Source organism: Prosthecodimorpha staleyi, from assembly GCF_018729455.1.
GTDB classification, from domain to species: domain Bacteria; phylum Pseudomonadota; class Alphaproteobacteria; order Rhizobiales; family Ancalomicrobiaceae; genus Prosthecodimorpha; species Prosthecodimorpha staleyi.
In genome coordinates this window covers 108,471-128,469 of record NZ_JAHHZF010000009.1, presented here as the reverse complement: position 1 = coordinate 128,469, position 19,999 = coordinate 108,471, and the positions used below count along the sequence as shown (strand labels likewise).

The window sequence follows — 19,999 nt, the reverse complement described above, 5'->3', positions numbered from 1 at the left end:
GGGCGCCGCCGGCAACGAGAAGAGCAGCGGGAGAGACCCCATGGCGCTCATCAAGGAAATCGACTTCGGTACCCCGATCCGGGTTGCGGACAAGACCGTCACGCTGGAGATCGACGGCATCGGCGTGACCGTGCCGGAGGGCACCTCGGTGATGGCCGCCGCCATGCAGCTCGGCACCAAGATCCCGAAGCTCTGCGCCACCGACAGCCTGGAGCCGTTCGGCTCGTGCCGGCTCTGCCTGGTCGAGATCGAGGGCCGCCGCGGCACGCCGGCCTCCTGCACCACGCCGGCCGAAAACGGCATGAAGGTCAGGACGCAGTCGGCGCGCCTGGCCGGCCTGCGCAAGGGCGTGATGGAGCTCTACATCTCCGACCATCCGCTCGACTGCCTGACCTGTGCGGCCAATGGCGACTGCGAATTGCAGACACAAGCCGGCGCGGTCGGCCTGCGCGACGTGCGCTACGGCATGGACGGCGAGAACCACCACGCCCCGGCGGTCGCCAAGGCGAAGGACGAGTCCAATCCCTACTTCACCTTCGATCCGGCCAAGTGCATCGTCTGCTCGCGTTGCGTGCGTGCCTGCGAGGAGACCCAGGGCACCTTCGCGCTGACCATCGACGGGCGCGGCTTCGCCAGCTTCGTCTCGCCGGGCGGCACCGATTTTCTGGACTCCGAATGCGTCTCCTGCGGCGCCTGCGTGCAGGCCTGCCCGACCGCAACGCTGATCGAGAAGAGCGTCATCGAGAAGGGCCAGCCGGAACATTCCGCCGTCACCACCTGCGCCTATTGCGGCGTCGGCTGCGCGTTCAAGGCCGAGATGCAAGGCTCCGAGATCGTCCGCATGGTGCCCTACAAGGACGGCAAGGCCAACGAGGGCCATTCCTGCGTCAAGGGCCGCTTCGCCTTCGGCTACGCCACCCACAAGGACCGCATCACCAAGCCGATGATCCGCGCCAGGATCACAGACCCGTGGCGCGAGGTCTCCTGGGACGAGGCGATCGGCCATGCGGCGGCCGAGTTCAAGCGCATCCAGGCGCAATACGGCACCGAATCGGTCGGCGCGATCACGTCGTCGCGCTGCACCAACGAGGAGGTCTTCGTCGTCCAAAAGCTGGTCCGCGCCGCCTTCCGCAACAACAATGTCGATACCTGCGCGCGCGTCTGCCATTCCCCGACCGGCTACGGCCTGAGCCAGACCTACGGCACCTCGGCCGGCACGCAGGACTTGAAGTCGGTCGAGAAGGCCGACGTGATCCTGGTCATCGGCGCCAACCCGACCGACGGCCATCCGGTCTTCGCCAGCCGCATGAAGAAGCGCCTGCGCGCCGGGGCCCGCCTGATCGTCGCCGATCCGCGCCGCATCGACCTGGTCAAGTCGCCGCATATCGCGGCCGACCATCACCTGCCCCTCCTCCCCGGCACCAACGTGGCGCTGGTCAACGCACTCGCCCATGTCATCGTCACCGAAGGCCTGGTCGACGAGACCTTCGTGCGCGAGCGCTGCGAGTGGGACAATTTCGAAGCCTGGGCGCGCTTCGTCGCGCAGGACCTGAACAGCCCGGAGGCGATGGAATCGATCACCGGCGTGCCGGCCGGCGACCTGCGCGCCGCCGCCCGGCTCTACGCGACCGGCGGCAATGCGGCCATCTATTACGGCCTCGGCGTCACCGAGCACAGCCAGGGCTCGACCATGGTCATGGGCATGGCCAACCTCGCCATGGCGACCGGCAATATCGGCCGCGAGGGCGTCGGCGTGAATCCGCTGCGCGGGCAGAACAATGTCCAGGGCTCCTGCGACATGGGCTCCTTCCCGCACGAATTCTCCGGCTACCGGCACGTCTCCGACGACGCCACCCGGGCGATGTTCGAGACCTTCTGGGGCGTGCCGCTGTCCGGCGAGCAGGGCTTGCGCATCCCCAACATGTTCGAGGAATCGATCAACGGCAGCTTCCGCGGGCTCTATGTCCACGGCGAGGACATCGCCCAGTCGGACCCGAACACCCAGCATGTCCAGGCTGCGCTCGAAGCCATGGAATGCATCGTCGTGCAGGACCTGTTCCTGAACGAGACCGCCAAATACGCCCATGTCTTCCTGCCCGGCTCCTCCTTCCTGGAGAAGGACGGCACCTTCACCAATGCCGAGCGGCGCATCAGCCGCGTGCGCAAGGTGATGCCCGAGATGTCCGGCAAGGCCGAATGGCAGGTGACGGTCGAGCTCGCCCGCGCGCTCGGCTACGAGATGGCCTACCGCCATCCGTCGGAGATCATGGACGAGATCGCGCAGCTGACGCCGACCTTCGCGGGCGTCTCCTTCGCCCGGCTCGACGAACTTGGCTCGATCCAGTGGCCGTGCAACGAGAAGGCCCCGACCGGCACGCCGCTGATGCATGTCGACCGCTTCGTGCGCGGCAAGGGGCGCTTCATGATGACCGAATATGTCGCCACCGACGAGAAGGTGACGGCGCGCTTCCCGCTGATCCTGACCACCGGCCGCATCCTCAGCCAGTACAATGTCGGCGCCCAGACCCGGCGCACCGACAACACCGCCTGGCACCCGGAGGACATCCTGGAAATCCACGCCCATGACGCCGAGAGCCGCGGCATCCGCGATGGCGACATGGTGGCGATCCAGAGCCGCGCCGGCGAGACGGTGCTGCGCGCCACCGTCAGCGAGCGCATGCAGCCGGGCGTCGTCTACACGACCTTCCACCATCCGGTGTCGGGCGCCAATGTGATCACCACCGACAATTCGGACTGGGCGACCAACTGCCCGGAATACAAGGTCACCGCCGTCGAGGTGCGCCGGACCAACCACTATTCCGGTTGGCAGGAGCGCAACGCCCAGTCGGATGTCGACCTGCGCCGGATCGCCCGCCCCCTGCCCGAAGCCGCCGAGTGAGCCCCGCCATGCCGCACGCGCCCCTCTCTCACGCACCCGCCGCCCAAGCCCCGGGCGCTCCTGCCCCCCGGTCCGGCGCCCTTGCCGCGGGCGCCCCCGCGCCCGGCGGCCCCGGACACGCCGCCCCGCCATCGGCCGCCTCGGGAATGGCCCACATGCCCGGCATCGCGCATGACGATGCCGCGACGCTGATCCGCATGGCCAACCAGATCGCCACCGCCTTCCGGCTCGAACCGGAGGACAGGGCCGTACCGGCGATGCGCGAGCATATCGGCAAGTTCTGGACCCGCGCCATGCGCACCCGCCTCAAGACGCTCGCCGCCGCCGACACCCCCGATCTCGACGCCCGCATCCGCCGCGCCTTCGGATGATCGGGCGGATCGGGACGGACGACGGCGACACCGCGACCGGCGCGGACCGCCCACGAGTTCGCGCCGGTCGGGCTTCGTGATGGCGCAGCCGGCGTATGTCCGGTTCGAACAGCCATTTCGAGCGGCCGTGCCGGCCATGCCGCCGTGCCCAACGCCTGGCCCGTCGGACACTTCCGCTCGGGCCGGTGGTCCGGTGATCGAGGGTCGCGTCGGCATGTCGGAAGGCAGAACGCCGGACCATTGTACGGCTGCGGGCAGCGGGCAGCGGGCAGCGGGCAGCGGGCAGCGGGCAGCGGGCAGCGGGCAGCGGGCAGCGGGCAGCGGGCAGCGGGCGAGGAAACGCCGGCTTCCGCGGTTCCGCAAGCGCATCCCGGCATCGGCGGCAGCAAAGCGCTTGCGTTTTCGCGGGATAGACCTTCATCCGGCCGGCTTCCGCGCCGATCCGCATATTGACCCCGCGGGCGCCTCCCCCTATGGTCCGCCCGCTTCGCCGGAGGGCCCGCCCCTCCAGCGGAGACGCGTTCGGCCACCACGAAGCGGTCGGTCCCGAGGCCCACTCATGCCTCGCGCCACCCCACCCGAACCCGTCTTCCCAGCATCGGCTGGGCCGGTAGCTCAGTGGTAGAGCACGTGACTTTTAATCATGTGGTCGCGGGTTCGATCCCCGCCCGGCTCACCAATAAAATCAACAACTTTATACAAACGACACTGAATGGATGACCCCATAAATCGATCTGTGGGGTCTGTATGGGGTCATGTAAAAGGATGGCTACTGTGCTTGGCAGTCTTCGCCTATTACCCCTTCATTGCTAGCTGCTTCACGGGCTCGGCGACGCCGTAACCCCCGCTTCGAATGGGAGAGGCTGCTGAGCGGGCTGAGGCGGGAGCGGAAGGTCTGCGATCTTCCGAACAGCAATGTTCGTTCCATCCACCCACTTACCGTAACCGCGATCGTCGGTACAGATTGCGTCAGCCCCCAGAACGCGCGCGGTCGCGGCGATCATCGCGTCATATTTGAACGCGTTCCGGCTATCTACCGGCGGCGTCTCGGATCGACGACGGAATGTGGCATCGATAATAATCCCGGTCTCGATCGCAATCGGCTGATCAAAGTCCTGAATTTTAAAGCACCTCTGACGCCTGATCTCTGTGATTATCTCGTTAAGACGCGGCAAGCGTCCAACCACGAGCTCGGAAATTGCAGGTGTTGGAATGACGATTGTTTGTCGATCACTCGTTAGAATGTCTATGTAATGTCGAATTCGATCTGCGCCCCGGGGGATATGAGGCATAGCGTCATGGTCGAACATTAGTACGAGGAAATTGGCATCTACGACGATCATGGCGTCTTCCAATCGCTAATGATCCGCGCCGTCTCTGCGGCCGCATCGTCGGGAAGCAATTCACGAATTCGCCCGAGCACTCCCGCAAGGGGATCATCGTCGAGCGGTTCAAAGCTCTCTGCGTCCAGTCGATCAAGGCTCCACCGGCCCGCACTGTCGCGGCGCCAAGTTCCCTCTCCGACGAAACGCACATAGCGGTGGAAGTTGCGGCCTACCTCTTGAGCGCATGCCGCAGACATTGAAATCCGCCCACCGACGTTGGTGTCGTCCTCAATGCCGAGCCAGATCACTTCGCCGGCGCCTTCAATGCGCACCAGGCGGCCCTGCAGTGTGGTGCGCTGCCGGATCGGCCCAATCGTCGGCTCTGGAAGCGGCGATCCTGGGAATGGAATTACCTGCCCACCCGGCAAGCGCATTTCGCCTGTTGTGCCGTCTTCGGCAAGCTTGTCGTTGAGCTTGCGGAAGGCGTTGAGGACCGCTGGCGATCCCTCCCCGACCGCGGCACCACGAATGCGCGGCGAAACGCTCGGCTTTGCTTGCTGTTCGACACGCGCCTTTAAACACGCACTGCCTTCGGATACGCGGTCAAAGTGTACCGCGTCTTTCGAACCGAAGAGGCTGGCAAGGTCGGCCAGATAATCAGCAAGCCGCGTCATTGGAAGGGTTTCGGGGCTTGATCCATGGATCACGAATTCATATTCGGCGAAATCATCGATTGGCATGGACGGCCCTCCCCGCATCGACCAGCCGCACCGTCACTCGCAATGGTTTAACTGCCCCTTAACAACAACGCAACAAGGCCCGACGGATGGCTCGACCGAGAGATGCCGCACGCTGCCAGGCTTCCCCCCGGCCGTTCTTGCCGCCTATGGTGGCGCGCGGGCCGGCGGCTTGTGACCGGCATCTCTTCAAGCGTGCGGCATGGGGCCTGGCGGAATGGCATCGGACTCGCGTTCATCACGATCGGCCGGGGAGCCGTGGCGCATCGGGTTGCTGTTTTCGCGCTCCGGGATCATGGAACTGGTCGAGACCGAGCATTTTCGCGGCAGCGCGCTGGCGGTGGAGGAGATCAACCTGGCCGGCGGCGTGCTCGGGCGCGACATCGAGCCGGTCTGCTACGATCCGGCCACCAGCCCCGACCTCTACCGGCGCTTCGCCGAACGGCTGATCGTCGAGGACGGCGTCTCGACCATCTTCGGCTGCTGCCTGTCCTCCGAGCGCAAGGCCATCCTGCCGATCGTCGAGCGGCGCAACGCCCTGCTCTGGTATCCGTCGCTCTACGAGGGCTTCGAATACTCGCCCAACGTCATCTATACGGGTGCGACACCGAACCAGAATTCGATCCAGCTGGCGCAGTATCTCTTCGCCCATTACGGCAAGACGATCTATCTGGTCGGCTCGGATTACATCTACCCGCGCGAATCGAACCGGGTCATGCGCGAGTTCATCGAGCGCGAGGGCGGCACCATCGCGGCCGAGCGCTACCTGCCGATGGAGCCGGGCGAAGAGCAGCTGCGCCGGGTCGTCGATGACATCCGCCGGACCAAACCGTCGGCAGTCTTCTCGACCGTGGTCGGCCACGGCAGCCGAACCTTCTACCGCCTGTTCCATGCCGCCGGGCTCGATCCCGCAACCATGCCGATCGCCAGCCTGACCATGGCGGAGGGCGAGATCCAGGCGATCGGGCCGGAACTCTGCGTCGGGCACCTGACCTCGGCGCCCTATTTCTCCAGCCTCGACACGCCCGCGAGCCGGCGTTTCGTCGCCGCCTATCGCAGCCGCTTCGGCGCCGGATCGGCCGTAACCATGTATGCCGAGGCCGCTTATTTCCAGATCCACCTGTTCGCCCGCGCCCTCGCCCGCGCCGGCTCGCTCGACACCCAGCGCCTGGTCGATGCCGCGCTCGGACTGGAGATCGAGGCCCCGCAGGGCGCCGTGATGATCGACGCCGACAACCAGCATGCCTGGGTCCGCCCGCGCATCGGCAAGGCCACGGCCGAGGGCGAATTCGCCGTCGTCTGGGAGGCGCGCCAGCCGATCAAGCCGGATCCCTATCTGGTCAACCACGCCTATGACGACGCCTGGACGGAGTGAGCGGGTCATGAGCACCAACGCCCTCATCCAGAACCTGCGCAATACGCGCGTCGTCGTGATCCATCCGCCCGACCGCGACGGCGAGGATCTCGTGCGCCAATTGCGCCGTATCGGCGTCCAGACCACGACCCAATGGCCGCCGGCCGCGCAATTGCCGGGGCCGGTCGACGCGATCTTCTTCGTGCTCGACGGCGATCTGAAGAAGTCGATGCCCTGGCGCACCGGCGACCAGCCGGCCGCCATCGCCATCGTCGAATACGAGAACCCGACCATCCTCAAGGCGCTGATCGATTCCAACGCCCATGCGGTGCTGGTCCGGCCGATCCGCCCGTCCGGCGTGCTGTCGACGCTCCTCCTGGCGCTGTCCCAGAAGGGCTACGAGACCCGCCTCAACGCCAAGGTCGCCAAGCTCGAGGAGACGCTGAAGACCCGGCGCGAGATCGAGAAGGCGACCCGCATCCTGATGGGCCTGAAGAACATTTCGGAGAACGACGCCTACCAGCTGATCCGCCGCCAGGCGACCGCCAAGCGCGTCTCGATCAGCGTCATCGCCTCCTCGATCATCCGCGCCACCGAGATGCTCGACGGCCTGCGCCTCGACGGGGACGGCTGAGGCCCCAGATTGCTGCCGAGATGGGCAGTTGCTGCCGAAGATTACGGCAGATTATTTTCCGCCCATCTCCGTATTGACAGCGACGGCGTCCTGTTGTTCCATCGTTGCCGACCCGCTCAGTCGGGCCACGCGGCAGCGTTGCCGCTCCACATAAAAGCTATGCAGCTCTCGCAGCGCACCTGACGGTGCCGGCGGGAGCTTTTTTGTTTTCCGGTTCCGCGTCTTCGTGACGACGGGCCAAGGAGAAGGCTTGTCTCATGGACAAGAGCAGCGCGATTACGATCGCCTGTATTCAGATGGAACCGTCCTTCGGCGACACCGCGGCCAATGTCGAGGCGTCGGTCCGGCGCATCGGCGAGGCGGCCGACAACGGCGCGCGGCTGATCGTGCTGCCGGAACTCGCCAATACCGGCTATGTCTTCGCCACCCGCGAGGAGGCCTTCGCGCTGGCCGAGGCGGTGCCGGACGGGCCGAGCAGCCGGCGCTGGATGGAGGTCGCCGCCGCGCGCAACCTCTACATCGTCGCCGGCATCACCGAGCGCGATGGCCAGTCGCTCTACAATTCCGCTGTGGTGATCGGCCCGTCGGGCCATATCGGCACCTACCGCAAGATGCATCTCTGGGGCCAAGAGAACCTGTTCTTCGAGCCCGGCGACCGCGGCTTCCCGGTCTTCGCCACGCCGATCGGCCGGATCGGCGTCGCCATCTGTTATGACGGCTGGTTCCCGGAAACCTTCCGCCTGCAGGCGCTGCAAGGCGCCGACATCGTCTGCGTGCCGACCAACTGGGTCCCGATCCCCGGCCAGGCGCCGGACCGGGAGGCGATGGCCAACATCCTGGTCATGGCGGCCGCCCATTCCAACTCGATCTTCATCGCCGCCGCCGACCGGGTCGGCACCGAACGCGGTCAGCCCTTCGTCGGGCAGAGCCTGATCGCCAGCTACACCGGCTGGCCGGCGGCCGGTCCGGCGAGCCGCGACCGCGAGGAGATCATCTATGCCGAGGTCGACCTCGGCGAGGCCCGCCGCAAGCGGAACTGGAACGATTTCAACCAGATCCTGCGAGATCGCCGCACGGATGTCTATGCCGAGATGCTCGGCTCGACGGTTCCGCGCGGCTGGTACTGAGACCCCGAGACGCAGAATGGAGACCTTCCGATGACCCATCCCCATCCCCGGACGATCGGCGGCCTCGCGCTCGCCGCCTGCCTGCTCGCCTCGCCGGCGCTCGCCGCCGACACCATCACGATTGGCATCCCGGTCGGCCTGTCCGGCGCCAACAGCGTCGTCGCGCCGTCGGTCGTGCAGTCCGCCGAACTGGCGGTCGAGGAGATCAACGCCAAGGGCGGCATCCTCGGCAAGAAGGTCAAGCTCGAGGTCGCCGATGACGGCTCGGGCGCGGCCGGCGCGCAGAAGGCCTTCGACAGCCTGATCTTCCAGAAGAAGGTCGACGTGCTGATCTCGATGGAGACCTCGGCCGCCCGCAATGCCGGCCTGCCGATCGTCGCCCGCGGCAAGACCCCCTACATCTACACGTCCTTCTACGAAGGCCGCTCCTGCAGCCCGTATCTGTTCGTCAATGCCTGGGTGCCCGACCAGCAGGTCGCGCCGATCATCGACTATTTCATGAAGGAGAAGAGCGCCAAGACCTTCTTCCTGGTCGGCAGCGACTATGCCTTCGGCCGCGGCATGCTCGCCTTCACCAAGAGCTATATCGAGAAGAAGGGCGGCAAGGTGATCGGCGACGAATATGCGCCGATGGATGCCACCGACTGGACCGCGATCATCAGCAAGATCAAGGCGACCAACCCGGACGCGCTGGTCACCTCCACGGCCGGCGGCGCGCCGAACGTGACCCTGACCAAGCAGCTGCGCGCGGCCGGCATCAAGGCGCCCTACGGCAATCTCGCCGTCGACGAGGGTACCGCCAAGGCGATGGGACCGGATGCCGAGGGCATCTACATCTCCGGTTCCTACCTGACCAACATCGACAGCCCGGCCAACAAGACCTTCCTGGCGTCGATGGACAAGAAGTTCGGTTCGAACCTGAAGACCCCGAACGACCTGTCGGTGCCGCAGTATGAGGCGGTCTACGCCTACAAGGCCGCCGTCGAAAAGGCGGGTTCGACCGAGGCCGGCGCCGTGCTGAAGGCGCTGGCGGAAGTGGCGGTCGACGGCCCGCGCGGCAAGATCACCATGAGCAAGCAGCGCCATGCGCCGCTGACCATGTATCTCGGCCAGGTCCAGGCCGACGGCGGCATCAAGCTGCTGTCGACCTTCAAGGATGTCGACCCCGGCGAACAGTGCCCGAACCTGAAGTGAGGGCCTGACAGGTTCGCGCGCCGCAGGTCCCGCCGCGGCGCGCGAATCTTGCTGCCGGCCCTCCCCCGGATCAGGCTGGGGCCGGATCAGGCCGGGGAGCGGCAAGGCTCCAAAGAGAAGGCAGACCGACCGGATGACCGCACTTCTGCTCGATGTCGTGACCACCGCCGCGATCCTGTTCGCGGTCGCCTCAGGGCTCCTGCTGGTCTTCGGCGTCATGAAGATCATCAACTTCGCCCATGGCGGCCTGATCACGCTCGGCGGCTACGCGGCGCTGATCACCACTCAGCTCGGCCTCAATCCGTGGTTCGGCATCCCGATGGCCGCCCTGTTCGGCGCCGTCGCCGGCACGCTGATCGAGCGCATCGTGGTGCGCCCGCTCTATGCCCGGCCGCTCGACGCGATCCTGGCCACCTGGGGCCTCGGCATCATCATCGGCCAGACCATCGTGCTGGTCTTCGGCCGCGAGGTGCAGTTCGCCGCCGCTCCCGTCAACGGCACGATCGATCTCCTCGGCGAGACCTATTCGCTCTACCGCATCGTCATGGTGCCGATCGCGATCCTGCTCGGCCTCGCCATCGCGCTGCTTCTCAACGGCACCCGACTCGGGCTGGCCACGCGCGCGGTGATCATGAACGAGGACCTGGCGCGCGGCCTCGGCATCGATTCGACCTGGGTTCGCTTCGTCACCTTCGCGCTCGGCTCGGCGCTCGCGGCAGTCGCCGGCGCGCTGATCACGCCACTGTCGAGCGTCGATCCGAACATGGGCGTGCCCTGGCTCGTCAACGCCTTCATGCTGGTCCTGGTCTCCGGCACCTCGCTCGCCAGCCTCGCCGTCGCCTGCGTGGTGCTCGGCGGCGCGCAGGTGATCGTGTCGAGCCTCTACAGCCCCGTCCTCGGCGGCATCACGATCGCGCTCCTGGCGGCGATCATCCTCCGCACCCGTCCGCAAGGCTTCGCCCGTGGCTGACCGCACCATCCTTCTCGCCGCCGGCATGGCCGCGCTGGCCATCGCCGCCTTCGCGGGCGCGAGCCAGGTGCTCGACACCTATTCGATGAACGTGCTCGTGCGCTCGCTGCTCTATGCGGTCGTCGCGCTCACCGTCGACATCCTGTGGGGCTATCTCGGCATTCTGACCTTCGGCCAGTCGACCTTCTTCGGCATCGGCGCCTATGCGGCCGGACTGGTCTTCATGCATCTCGGCTTCTCGCCCGGCACGGCCGCCCTCGCCCTGGTGGCCGGCATCGTGATCGCCGTTGTGGTCGCCGCCGTCGTCGCCTGGCTCGCCTTCTGGCATGGCGCCAGCGAACTCTATGCCTCGGTCATCACCCTGGTGCTGCCGATCGTCGCCACGCAGGTGATCTTCTCCGGCGGCACCTGGACGGGATCGAGCAGCGGCCTGTCCGGCTTCGAGACCTTCGATCTCTCGATCGAGGCCTGGTTCGTCCTCGCCGGTTCGCTTCTGGCGGTGGCGACGGCGGCCGCCTGGGTGGTCATGGCGAGCGATGCCGGCAGGCTGATCGTCGCGATCCGCGAGAACGAACAGCGTTGCAAGTATCTCGGCATCGGCACGGCGCGGCTGAAGAGCCTCGCCTTCCTGGTCTCGGCCGCGATCGCCGCGATCGCCGGCTATGTCTTCGCCGGCTATGCCGCCGTCGTCGCGCCGGAACTGGTCGGCTTCGTCTTCGGCACCGAACTGGTCATTTGGGTCGCGCTCGGCGGCCGCGGCACCCTGCTCGGCCCGGTGATCGGCACCGTGCTGGTCGACTACGAGAGCGCGCAGCTGTCGGGCGACTATCCCTTCGTCTGGAAGCTGATCATCGGCCTCGTCTTCGTCGCCGTCATCGTCGCCCTGCCGCGCGGCTTCCTGCCGATCCTCGGCGACGGGCTGAAGCGGCTCGGCCGCCTGGCAGGGCTCGGCCGCACCACGACGGCCCGAACGGCCACCATCGTGGCGGCCGCCCGCCGCACCGCCGCCGCGGCCGCCGACGACAGCCCTGCCATCCGCATCCGGGGCGTGGCCAAGCATTTCGGCAGCCTGCCGGTGTTGCGCGGCATCGATTTCGAGGCGCGGGCCGGCGAACTGGTCAGCCTGGTCGGCCCGAACGGCGCCGGCAAGACCACGCTGATGCGCTGCATCGCGGACGGCTCGGAGCGCTCGGGCGGCACGATCGAGATCGGCGGCGTTTCGATCGGCCGGCTGCCGCCGGAGCGCTGCGTTGCGCTCGGCATCGGCCGCAAGTTCCAGATGGCCAATGTCTTCGACAGCCTGACGGTCGCCGAATGCCTGCAGATCGCCCGCACGCGCATCGACCGGCCGTCGCTGGTCAGGCGCTCGACCGAACTCGCCCTGCCCGGCCCGGCCGCACGCGTCGTCGCCACGACCGGCCTCGACCAGCGGCTCGCCACCCCGGCCCGGCTCCTGTCGCACGGCCAGAAGCAGGCGCTCGAACTCGCCATGGTGCTCGCACTTGAGCCGAAGGTCTTGCTGCTCGACGAGCCGACCGCCGGCCTCTCCAAGGCCGAGCGGATGCTGATCGGCGGCATCCTGACCGATCTCGCCACGCAAGAGCGGCTGTGCATCCTGCTGGTCGAGCACGATCTCGACTTCGTCCGCGAAATCTCCTCGCGCGTCGTCGTGCTGCACCAGGGCCGCCTCGTGCTCGACGGCACCGTCGAGGAGGTGGTCGGCTCGGAGACCGTCAAGCAGATCTATGCCGGCGCCGGCCATCACGGCGCCCCCGCGGAGGCCGCCCGATGACGCCCGCCCTCGACATCGACGCGATCTCGGCCGGCTACGGCGAGGCGGTCGTCCTCAGGGACATCGCCCTGTCTGTCGCGCCCGGCGAGATCCTGGCCGTGCTCGGCAAGAACGGCACCGGCAAGTCGACGCTCCTGAAGAGCATCATGGGCTACCTGCCCAAGCTCGCCGGCCGGATCGCGATCGGCGGCGCGGACGTGACGCGCGAGGCCCCGCATCGGATCGCGCGGCGCGGCGTCGCCTATGTGGCGCAGGAGAAGTCGCTGTTCCAGGACCTGTCGGTGGAGGAGAACATCCGCCTCGCGCTCGCCTCCGACCGTAACTGGCCGAAGGCCCGGGCGGCCGTCGAGCGCTCCTTCCCGTTCCTGCTCGAACGCATCCGCCAGCGGGCCGGCACGCTCAGCGGCGGCGAGCAGAAGATGCTCCTGATGGCTCGTTCTCTCGCCGCCGACCCGAAGCTCCTGCTGGTCGACGAGATCACGGAAGGCCTGCAGCCCTCGGTGATCGAACGGCTCGGCGGGGTGCTGCGCGCCGAGCGCGGCCGCAGCGCGACCGGCATCCTGCTGGTCGAGCAGCATATCCCCTTCGCGCTGGCGGTTGCCGACCGCTTCGTGGTGATGGATCGCGGCGAGATCGTCGATTCCGGTTCGGCCGGCGCCCCCGGCGCGGCGGCCGAGATCGCGCGCCATCTGAGCCTGTGATACCGGCGGTCATTGAAAGTGATCGCCGGTATTCGATACGCGAATTTCTCATGCCTCTGTCGCATATGAGAAATTCGCGTTGCTTCAACGGCCCGATGCGTCAGCATCCCGGGCCGTTGGTATGAGGGAACCCGAGCGATGGAACTGAACACCTTCTCGATCGTCGCGCGCTGCGCGGCGACCGGCCATCTCGGCGTCGCGGTCGCCACCGCCGTGCCGGCGGTCGGGTCGATGTGCCCGTTCACGATGGCCGCCACCGGCGCGGTCTCGACCCAGTCCTGGGTCAATCCCTATCTGGCGCTGGCCGTGCTCGACCGGCTCGCGAATGGCGAGGAAGCCGAAGCCGCCCTCGCGGCGGTGCTGGCCGAAGACGAGGCGGCGGACCTGCGCCAGATCGGCGTGGTCGACGGAGCCGGACGCGCGAGCGCCTGGACCGGAAGCGCCTGCACGCCCTGGGCCGGGCAGATCGTCGGCACGGATTTCGCCGTCCAGGGCAACATGCTGACGGGACCGGAGGTGATCGACGCCATGGCGGCGGCCTTCCGGTACTCGGCCGCGGAGCCGCTCGACGAGCGGCTGATACGTGCGCTGGAGGCGGGCGATGCGGCCGGCGGCGACCGGCGCGGAAAGCAGTCGGCTGCGCTCAGGGTCCACGGCGCCGAGGCCTATCCGCTGCTCGACATCCGCGCCGACGAACACGCGCACCCGGTCGGCGAACTGCGCCGCATCCTCGGCATCGCGCGCCTGCAACTGATGCCCTTCGTCGCCCACATGCCGAAGCGCGGCCAGCCGGCCGGCCCGCAGCCGGCCGAAGTCACCGACGTGCTGGCCCTCGCCCCACCGGACCGCCCCGGTGGCGGCGGTGCCTATCCGGCGCGCTGACGGATCTCCCTCGTCGCACCAAGCCCTTCCGCCGACGCCCAGTGCCAGGGGCCAGTCGCGATGCGAAAAGGGGCGACCGATGGCCGCCCCTCGCCTTCAGAATGCTCGGTCAGATCGCTTCGGCCCGCGCCTTCAGACCCGCTCGCCGATCCGGATCGGCTCGGCGCCGGCGACGTTGACGATCGGCGACTGCCGGCGCACGGTCAACTTGTTGAGGGCCGACACATAGGCCTTGGCCGAGGCGACCAGCGTGTCGACATCCGCGCCGCGGCCGGTGGCGATGCGGCCGTTCTCCTCCAGGCGCACGGAAACCTCCGCCTGGGCGTCGGTGCCCTCGGTGACCGCATGGACCTGGTAGAGCGACAGCTTGGCCTGGTGCGGCCAGATCGACGTGATGGCGTTGAAGGTGGCGTCGACCGGGCCGGTGCCGTTGGCCTCCTTGGTGACGTGGGTGCCGTTCACGTCCATCGTGATGATCGCCTTCTGCGGCCCGCCGGTGCCGGCGATGACGGTCAGCGCCATCACCTTGACGGATTCGCCAGCGCTGGAGATCTCGTCCTCGACCAGCGCCTCGATGTCTTCGTCGTAGACATGCTTTTTGCGGTCGGCCAGGTCCTTGAAACGGCGGAAGGCGTCCTCGAAGGCGTTGTCGCCCAGTTCGAAACCGAGCTCCTTCATCTTCTCCTTGAAGGCATGGCGGCCGGAATGCTTGCCCATGACCAGGTTAGTCGCGCGCACGCCGACATCCTCGGGACGCATGATCTCGTAGGTCTCGTTGTTCTTGAGCATGCCGTCCTGGTGGATGCCGCTCTCATGCGCGAAGGCGTTCTTGCCGACGATCGCCTTGTTGTACTGCACGGCGAAACCGGAGACGGCCGAGACCAGCCGCGAGGCCTGCACCAGCATCGGCGTCTTGACGCCGGTGACATAGGGCAGCCGGTCGGCGCGGGTGCGGATGGCCATGACGACCTCCTCCAGCGACGCATTGCCGGCGCGCTCGCCGAGGCCGTTGACGGTGCATTCGATCTGCCGCGCGCCGCCGCGCAGGGCGGCCAGCGAGTTGGCGGTGGCCAAGCCGAGATCGTCGTGGCAATGGGCCGAGAAGATCGCCTTGTCGGCGCCCGGCACGCGCTCGATCACCTGCCGGAACATCGCCTCGTATTCCTCGGGCGTGGCATAGCCGACCGTGTCGGGCAGGTTGATGGTGGTCGCGCCGCAGCGGATGGCCGCCTCGACGCAGCGGCAGAGATCGTCGATCGGGGTGCGGGTGGCATCCATCGCCGACCACTCGACATCCTCGACCAAGCCGCGCGCCTGGGCGACGGTGGCGTTGATGATGTCGATCACCTGATCGAGCGACTTATTCATCTGGTACTTCAGATGGATCGGCGAGGTCGACACGAAGGTGTGGATGCGCGGGCGTTTGGCGTGGCGCACGGCCTCGCCGCAGCGGGCGATATCGGCCGGGATGGCGCGGGCGAGACCGGCGATGACCGCGTTCTGGGTGTTGCGGGCGATCTCGCTGACCGCCTCGAAGTCGCCGATCGAGGCGATCGGGAAGCCGGCCTCGATGATATCGACGCCCATCGCGTCGAGCAGTTCGGCGACCTGCAGCTTCTCCTCGTAGGTCATCGAGGCGCCGGCCGACTGCTCGCCGTCACGCAGCGTGGTGTCGAAGATGATGACCCGGTCCCGGGCGGGGGCGGATACGGCGTCGGCGGTGCGGTTCTCGGCGGTCATGGGCTTCCTCTCGGATGGTTCCGGGCGCTCGGGACGGGCTCTCGGCCGTCGTCCATCGGCGCCGATGGTTCGGTGCCTGGTCGGTTGCGCATCCCCTGAGTACCCGGCCACGAAGGGCCAGCCGGCGCTCAGGGGCCGGTAAGGAGAAGAAGCGAGGACAGAAGCTGAGCGGCCGGCCGCGGCGCGGGAACGCGCAGACGCACGGCAGCGGCGACCGAAGCGGTCGCATCGTGCGGTGTCGTGGCGGTCGCGATGGTCATCACGCGGTCGTTCGGTTCTGGTCCCAGTGCCGACAGCATGCCGGCGTCCCGCACGCAGTCTGCGCCGGATCGATTTCGAATAGCTTTACACAGCCCGCTTGGCAAGAGGCCGTTGCCGAATGAGCGCCACCGTCGTCGCCCTGACGGCGGCACCGGGCAACCGGCCGAGGCAAGCCGCGACCGCCCCGGGTCCGTGATCGGCCTCAGGCCGCCGGGACGGTGGCGAGATCGTCCAGATCGCCCGAATAGCGGAACTTGTCCGGGTTGTCGGGGTCGTAGACTTGGGTCGGCATGTTGATGAAGCAGGTCGTCGGCCCCGTGTTGATGACCGCATGGGCGACATGGGGCGGAATGCGCAGGCGGATCGGATTGGCCTCGCCGGCCTCGATCACCATGCGCGCACCACGGGTCGGCGAGCCGTCGCGGATATCGACCAGATGGATCTCGAAGCGGCCAAGCGTGAAGGCGAGCCGGTCGAACTGCCATTTGTGATAGACCCAGCCGCGCCGGCTGCCCGCTTCGGCAACGACCTGATAGACGTGCACGATCGGTTCGGCCAGCCCGTCGCGGGTGGTGATCAGTTCGATCAGCCGGCCGCGGCCGTCCGCATTCGGCTCCAGCCGCTCGATCACGACGCCGTCGATCGACACGCCTTCCGTCACCCGCGCCGACCGGCCGATCGGGCGCGGGGCGTCCTGTACGAATTCCAAAGCCATGTCGTCACCCTCCGTCCAGGTGCGCAGGACGGTCCGGGAGACCCGGACCGCAAAAGGGATCAAGGTTCGACGGATCCGCAAGCATCCGTCGCACCGCGACACCTAGAGCATTTTTCGCCGGGGAGGAAACAACGGTTTACCGGGACGCCCATTGGGTGTGGACGAACGGCCCCGCGGCCCCCGGAACCGACCCGCAATCCGGCATTGCGGCACGGTTCCGCAGCCCGGCCGGATGATCTAGGGTCCCGGCGCCCCGCGGAGACCGTCATGCGCTTTCTCGTCATCATTCCGACCTTCGATCACGGCCGGACCATCGAATTCGCCATCCGCAGCATCCTGCGCCAGACCTATCGCAACCTGCGCCTGGCGGTGGTCGCCGACGGGTCGCCGCCGCACACCCACGATCTCGTCCGCCATTTCGCCGCCACCGACGACCGCGTCGCCCTCCATGTCTTCCCCAAAGGCGCGGGCAACGGCGACGCCTGGCGTCACGAGGTCCTGTCCGCGGCCAAGGCGGATGCGGTCGCCTATTGCGGCGACGACGATATCTGGGGGCCGCTGCATCTGAAGGCCCTCGTCGGCCTGCTGCGCGACGCCGACTTCGCCCATACGCGGCATGTCATGATCGCCCCCAACCTGGCGATCCGGGCGATCGACGAAACGCCGGCCGATCCCGCGGTCCGCCGGCGGATGATCGACGAACTCTGGAACTGCTTCGGCCCGACCTGCGCCGGCCACCGGATGGACGCCTACCGGCGGCTGCCGGTCGGCTGGAGCCCCGGACCGCCCGGCGTCGCCTCCGATCTCAACATGTGGCGCAAGTTCCTGAGCCAGGACTGGGTGCGGGTCGCCCATTCGCCGGCGCCGACGACCCTGAAGCTGGCCAGCCCGGAGCGCAGCGGCTGGGACGAGGAGCGGCGCACGCAGGAATCGCGGCTCGTCCACGACCTGTTCCTGGATCGGGCCATGTGGCGGGCCCTCGGCGAGACCCTGCCGGCGAACCACGTGCCCGTGCCGCTGCCGACGGTGGTCAATCATGCGCTTGCAATCACCCGCAGCGAACCGCCCGCCGACAAGCCGGCCCGGCGCCGTCGCTCCGGGCGCTTGAAGCCGGCCGCCTGGTCGCCCGCCGGCCTGTGGCGCCGTCTGACCGGTCGGCGCTGAGCCCGCGGCGCGGGTCGCAGCGGGTCGGGGGGAACACAATCGGCCACGGTCCAACCGTCGGCCCGTCGCGCGCGGGATCGCCGCCGTCACGGGTCTGTCGCACGGCCCGGCTACCAGGGCGGCAGCCTCCCACCAGGATGATCCTGCCATGCGTCTCGCGCTCACCGTCGCCGCCGCCCTCACGCTCTCCACCTCCGCCATGCCGGCCCACGCCACCGAGATCGGCGGCCCGCGCGCCTTCGCCTTCATCGCGCTCGGCGACATGCCCTACAAGCTGCCCGACGACTATGCCCGCTTCGATGCGCTGATCGCCAAGATCAACAAGGCGAAGCCGGAATTCTCGGTCCATGTCGGCGACATCAAGTCCGGCTCGACGCCCTGCACGGACGAGAATTTCCAGAAGGTGAAGGACCAGTTCGCGACCTTCGAGCAGCCGCTGGTCTACGCCATCGGCGACAACGAATGGACCGACTGCCACCGCGATCGGGCCGGCAAGTTCAAGCCGACCGAGCGGCTGACCAAGGTTCGTCAAATGTTCTTCGACGGCAAGCCGCTCGCCAAGGCCGCCATCGCGGTCGAGCGCCAGGCCGATGTGATGCCGGAGATGAAGGCGACCGACGGCTCGGGCTTCGTCGAGAATGCGCGCTGGGTCAAGAACGGCGTGCTGTTCGCCGCCGTGCATGTGCCGGGCTCCAACAACAATTTCGAGCCGCGCGACCTCGACACCGTCAACGAGTATTTCGCCCGCAACAAGGCCAATGTCGCCTGGCTCGACGCCGCCTTCGCCAAGGCCAAGGCCGACAATCTCTCCGCCATGGTGATCGCCTGGCAGGCCGACGTCTGGGACATCAAGCAGAGCGAGCCGGCGGTTCCGGTCGCGTCCGGCTTCGTCGACACCATCAAGGCGGTCGAGCGCGGCGCGCGCGCCTTCGGCAAGCCGGTGCTGGTGATCAACGGCGACAACCACATCTTCCTGGTCACGCCCTTCTACGGCACCGACCTGAAGCCGGTGCCGAACGTCACCCGCCTGCAGGTGATGGGCGAGGCGATCGTCGGCGCCGTCCGGGTCGTGGTCGATCCGGACAATGCCGAGGCCCCCTTCGCCTTCCAGCCGATCAACGAGGCGCCGAAGGCCGCCAACTGAGGCCGGGTCGCCGTCGGACGCGGGGGCTCAGGCCTCCAGCGTCCCCTGCATGACGCGGACCGCATGACCGCCGATGCGGCCTGCGGTCACCTTGGAGGCGCCGACCTCGATCTCCAGATCGATCAGGCTCGGCCGGCCCATCTCGAAGCCCTGCTCGATGCGATACCGGTAGGTACCGTCGGGCAGGTCGTCGAAATGGTTGATGACGCCCGTCATCGCCGCGACCGCCGACCCGGTCGCCGGGTCTTCGACGATGCCGGCGCCGGGCGCGAACATGCGCGCGTGGAAGCTCGAATCGTGGAAGAGCGTCTCGCGGCAGTAGAGATAGACCCACGGGCAGGTTCCGAAGGCCGCCGCCCAGCCGGCCATATCCGGCTTCGCCTTGCGCATGGCGGCGACGCCTTCGACGGGCACGAAGGCGAAGGGATGGTTGCCGGCGCCCCAGACGCTCGGCACATGGTTCTCGAAGCCGACTTCGACGGGCAGGAGCCCGAGCGCGAGCGCGATCTCGGTCTTGCCGCCGAGTTCCGTTGCGTCGGCCTCGGGCAGGCGCGGCATGTCGAACTCGGCATAGGCCGGCGCGTCGGGCTTGAGCCGGACGGCGGTCCGGACCAGCCCGACCTGCTCCTCCAGCGCCAGCACCGCATCGATGCCGTCCGGCAAGCTGGCGAAGCGCTGGCTCGCCAGCAGGCAGGCGGTGCCGACGGTCGGATGGCCGGCGAAGGCCAGTTCGCGCGCCGGCGTGAAGATGCGCAGCCGCGCGCTGTGCGCGGGGTTCTCGGCCGGCAGCACGAAGACCGTCTCCGACAGATTGAACTCCGCGGCGATCCGCTGCATCGCCGCGGTATCGAGCCCGTCGGCATCGAGCACCACGGCCAGCGGATTGCCCTCCAGGGGGCGGCTGGTGAACACGTCGAGGACGGCATAGCGGCGCTCGGCCATGAGGGGGGATTCTCCTGTTTTACGGCGCGAGCCCCGATAGGGCCCGG

Annotated in this window: 17 protein-coding genes and 1 tRNA gene; 13 read left to right on the top strand and 5 right to left on the bottom strand. The window is 67.8% G+C overall.

Annotated features, from left to right (window positions below; translation table 11 throughout):
• Positions 1-40 precede the first annotated feature (40 nt).
• The 3 genes from fdhF (at position 41) to KL771_RS18480 (ending at position 3,949) form a co-directional block, all read left to right on the top strand.
• Positions 41-2,899, top strand: a complete 2,859-nt coding sequence (fdhF, locus tag KL771_RS18490; protein ID WP_261969994.1) for a formate dehydrogenase subunit alpha — start codon at positions 41-43, stop codon at positions 2,897-2,899.
• A gap of 155 nt (positions 2,900-3,054) precedes the next feature.
• Positions 3,055-3,270, top strand: coding sequence for a formate dehydrogenase subunit delta (locus KL771_RS18485; protein ID WP_261969993.1), 216 nt, complete (start codon positions 3,055-3,057; stop codon positions 3,268-3,270).
• 604 nt (positions 3,271-3,874) lie between these two features.
• A tRNA-Lys gene (locus KL771_RS18480) sits at positions 3,875-3,949 on the top strand.
• Positions 3,950-4,088: 139 nt separating this feature from the next.
• Here KL771_RS18480 and KL771_RS18475 read toward each other — a convergent pair.
• Together KL771_RS18475 and KL771_RS18470 are read right to left on the bottom strand one after the other, a co-directional pair.
• Positions 4,089-4,613, bottom strand: coding sequence for a type II toxin-antitoxin system VapC family toxin (locus tag KL771_RS18475; RefSeq protein ID WP_261969992.1), 525 nt, complete (start codon positions 4,611-4,613; stop codon positions 4,089-4,091).
• Positions 4,610-5,335 (bottom strand): hypothetical protein, encoded by a 726-nt coding sequence (locus KL771_RS18470; protein ID WP_261969991.1) that lies wholly within the window; start codon positions 5,333-5,335, stop codon positions 4,610-4,612. Before KL771_RS18470 ends, KL771_RS18475 begins: the two co-directional genes overlap by 4 nt.
• A gap of 214 nt (positions 5,336-5,549) precedes the next feature.
• Between KL771_RS18470 and KL771_RS18465 the strand changes: the two genes are divergently transcribed.
• The 8 genes from KL771_RS18465 (at position 5,550) to KL771_RS18430 (ending at position 13,986) form a co-directional block, all read left to right on the top strand.
• On the top strand, positions 5,550-6,707 hold the full coding sequence (locus KL771_RS18465; RefSeq protein ID WP_261969990.1) for a transporter substrate-binding domain-containing protein: 1,158 nt from the start codon (positions 5,550-5,552) through the stop codon (positions 6,705-6,707).
• A gap of 7 nt (positions 6,708-6,714) precedes the next feature.
• A complete protein-coding gene (locus KL771_RS18460; protein WP_261969989.1) occupies positions 6,715-7,320 on the top strand; it encodes an ANTAR domain-containing response regulator in 606 nt (201 codons plus the stop codon).
• A gap of 257 nt (positions 7,321-7,577) precedes the next feature.
• Positions 7,578-8,447 (top strand): nitrilase family protein, encoded by an 870-nt coding sequence (locus tag KL771_RS18455; RefSeq protein ID WP_054357545.1) that lies wholly within the window; start codon positions 7,578-7,580, stop codon positions 8,445-8,447.
• 30 nt (positions 8,448-8,477) lie between these two features.
• The gene (locus KL771_RS18450) at positions 8,478-9,641 is read left to right on the top strand and encodes a substrate-binding protein (RefSeq protein WP_261969988.1); all 1,164 of its coding nucleotides are present in this window, start codon (positions 8,478-8,480) and stop codon (positions 9,639-9,641) included.
• A gap of 133 nt (positions 9,642-9,774) precedes the next feature.
• Complete coding sequence (locus KL771_RS18445; protein ID WP_261969987.1) at positions 9,775-10,611, top strand: branched-chain amino acid ABC transporter permease; 837 nt, start codon at positions 9,775-9,777, stop codon at positions 10,609-10,611.
• A gap of 25 nt (positions 10,612-10,636) precedes the next feature.
• Positions 10,637-12,403: a branched-chain amino acid ABC transporter ATP-binding protein/permease gene (locus KL771_RS18440; protein ID WP_261970159.1), complete on the top strand. Its 1,767-nt coding sequence runs from the start codon at positions 10,637-10,639 to the stop codon at positions 12,401-12,403.
• A complete protein-coding gene (locus tag KL771_RS18435) occupies positions 12,400-13,104 on the top strand; it encodes an ABC transporter ATP-binding protein (RefSeq protein ID WP_261969986.1) in 705 nt (234 codons plus the stop codon). The genes KL771_RS18440 and KL771_RS18435 overlap by 4 nt, the downstream gene beginning before the upstream one ends.
• 138 nt (positions 13,105-13,242) lie before the next feature.
• The gene (locus KL771_RS18430) at positions 13,243-13,986 is read left to right on the top strand and encodes a DUF1028 domain-containing protein (RefSeq protein WP_261969985.1); all 744 of its coding nucleotides are present in this window, start codon (positions 13,243-13,245) and stop codon (positions 13,984-13,986) included.
• Positions 13,987-14,118: 132 nt separating this feature from the next.
• On the opposite strand, the gene KL771_RS18425 is transcribed toward KL771_RS18430, so the two are convergent.
• Together KL771_RS18425 and KL771_RS18420 are read right to left on the bottom strand one after the other, a co-directional pair.
• Entirely contained in the window at positions 14,119-15,726 is a 1,608-nt protein-coding gene (locus KL771_RS18425; protein WP_261969984.1) for a 2-isopropylmalate synthase, read from the bottom strand.
• A gap of 463 nt (positions 15,727-16,189) precedes the next feature.
• Positions 16,190-16,702, bottom strand: a complete 513-nt coding sequence (locus KL771_RS18420) for a dTDP-4-dehydrorhamnose 3,5-epimerase family protein (protein ID WP_261969983.1) — start codon at positions 16,700-16,702, stop codon at positions 16,190-16,192.
• Positions 16,703-16,969: 267 nt separating this feature from the next.
• Here KL771_RS18420 and KL771_RS18415 point away from each other — a divergent pair, with 267 nt between their 5' ends.
• Complete coding sequence (locus KL771_RS18415; protein WP_261969982.1) at positions 16,970-17,866, top strand: glycosyltransferase family 2 protein; 897 nt, start codon at positions 16,970-16,972, stop codon at positions 17,864-17,866.
• Positions 17,867-18,014: 148 nt separating this feature from the next.
• Positions 18,015-19,010, top strand: a complete 996-nt coding sequence (locus tag KL771_RS18410; protein ID WP_261969981.1) for a hypothetical protein — start codon at positions 18,015-18,017, stop codon at positions 19,008-19,010.
• A 27-nt stretch (positions 19,011-19,037) separates the two neighbouring features.
• Here KL771_RS18410 and KL771_RS18405 read toward each other — a convergent pair whose 3' ends face one another.
• Positions 19,038-19,952, bottom strand: a complete 915-nt coding sequence (locus KL771_RS18405) for a PhzF family phenazine biosynthesis protein (RefSeq protein ID WP_261969980.1) — start codon at positions 19,950-19,952, stop codon at positions 19,038-19,040.
• Positions 19,953-19,999: the final 47 nt, after the last annotated feature.

Bases quoted from the DNA above. Each gene is read 5' to 3' on its own strand.
- fdhF (WP_261969994.1), top strand. From the start codon at position 41: ATGGCGCTCATCAAGGAAATCGACTTCGGTACCCCGATCCGGGTTGCG.
- KL771_RS18485 (WP_261969993.1), top strand. From the start codon at position 3,055: ATGCCCGGCATCGCGCATGACGATGCCGCGACGCTGATCCGCATGGCC.
- KL771_RS18475 (WP_261969992.1), bottom strand. From the start codon at position 4,613: ATGATCGTCGTAGATGCCAATTTCCTCGTACTAATGTTCGACCATGAC.
- KL771_RS18470 (WP_261969991.1), bottom strand. From the start codon at position 5,335: ATGCCAATCGATGATTTCGCCGAATATGAATTCGTGATCCATGGATCA.
- KL771_RS18465 (WP_261969990.1), top strand. From the start codon at position 5,550: ATGGCATCGGACTCGCGTTCATCACGATCGGCCGGGGAGCCGTGGCGC.
- KL771_RS18460 (WP_261969989.1), top strand. From the start codon at position 6,715: ATGAGCACCAACGCCCTCATCCAGAACCTGCGCAATACGCGCGTCGTC.
- KL771_RS18455 (WP_054357545.1), top strand. From the start codon at position 7,578: ATGGACAAGAGCAGCGCGATTACGATCGCCTGTATTCAGATGGAACCG.
- KL771_RS18450 (WP_261969988.1), top strand. From the start codon at position 8,478: ATGACCCATCCCCATCCCCGGACGATCGGCGGCCTCGCGCTCGCCGCC.
- KL771_RS18445 (WP_261969987.1), top strand. From the start codon at position 9,775: ATGACCGCACTTCTGCTCGATGTCGTGACCACCGCCGCGATCCTGTTC.
- KL771_RS18440 (WP_261970159.1), top strand. From the start codon at position 10,637: ATGGCCGCGCTGGCCATCGCCGCCTTCGCGGGCGCGAGCCAGGTGCTC.
- KL771_RS18435 (WP_261969986.1), top strand. From the start codon at position 12,400: ATGACGCCCGCCCTCGACATCGACGCGATCTCGGCCGGCTACGGCGAG.
- KL771_RS18430 (WP_261969985.1), top strand. From the start codon at position 13,243: ATGGAACTGAACACCTTCTCGATCGTCGCGCGCTGCGCGGCGACCGGC.
- KL771_RS18425 (WP_261969984.1), bottom strand. From the start codon at position 15,726: ATGACCGCCGAGAACCGCACCGCCGACGCCGTATCCGCCCCCGCCCGG.
- KL771_RS18420 (WP_261969983.1), bottom strand. From the start codon at position 16,702: ATGGCTTTGGAATTCGTACAGGACGCCCCGCGCCCGATCGGCCGGTCG.
- KL771_RS18415 (WP_261969982.1), top strand. From the start codon at position 16,970: ATGCGCTTTCTCGTCATCATTCCGACCTTCGATCACGGCCGGACCATC.
- KL771_RS18410 (WP_261969981.1), top strand. From the start codon at position 18,015: ATGCGTCTCGCGCTCACCGTCGCCGCCGCCCTCACGCTCTCCACCTCC.
- KL771_RS18405 (WP_261969980.1), bottom strand. From the start codon at position 19,952: ATGGCCGAGCGCCGCTATGCCGTCCTCGACGTGTTCACCAGCCGCCCC.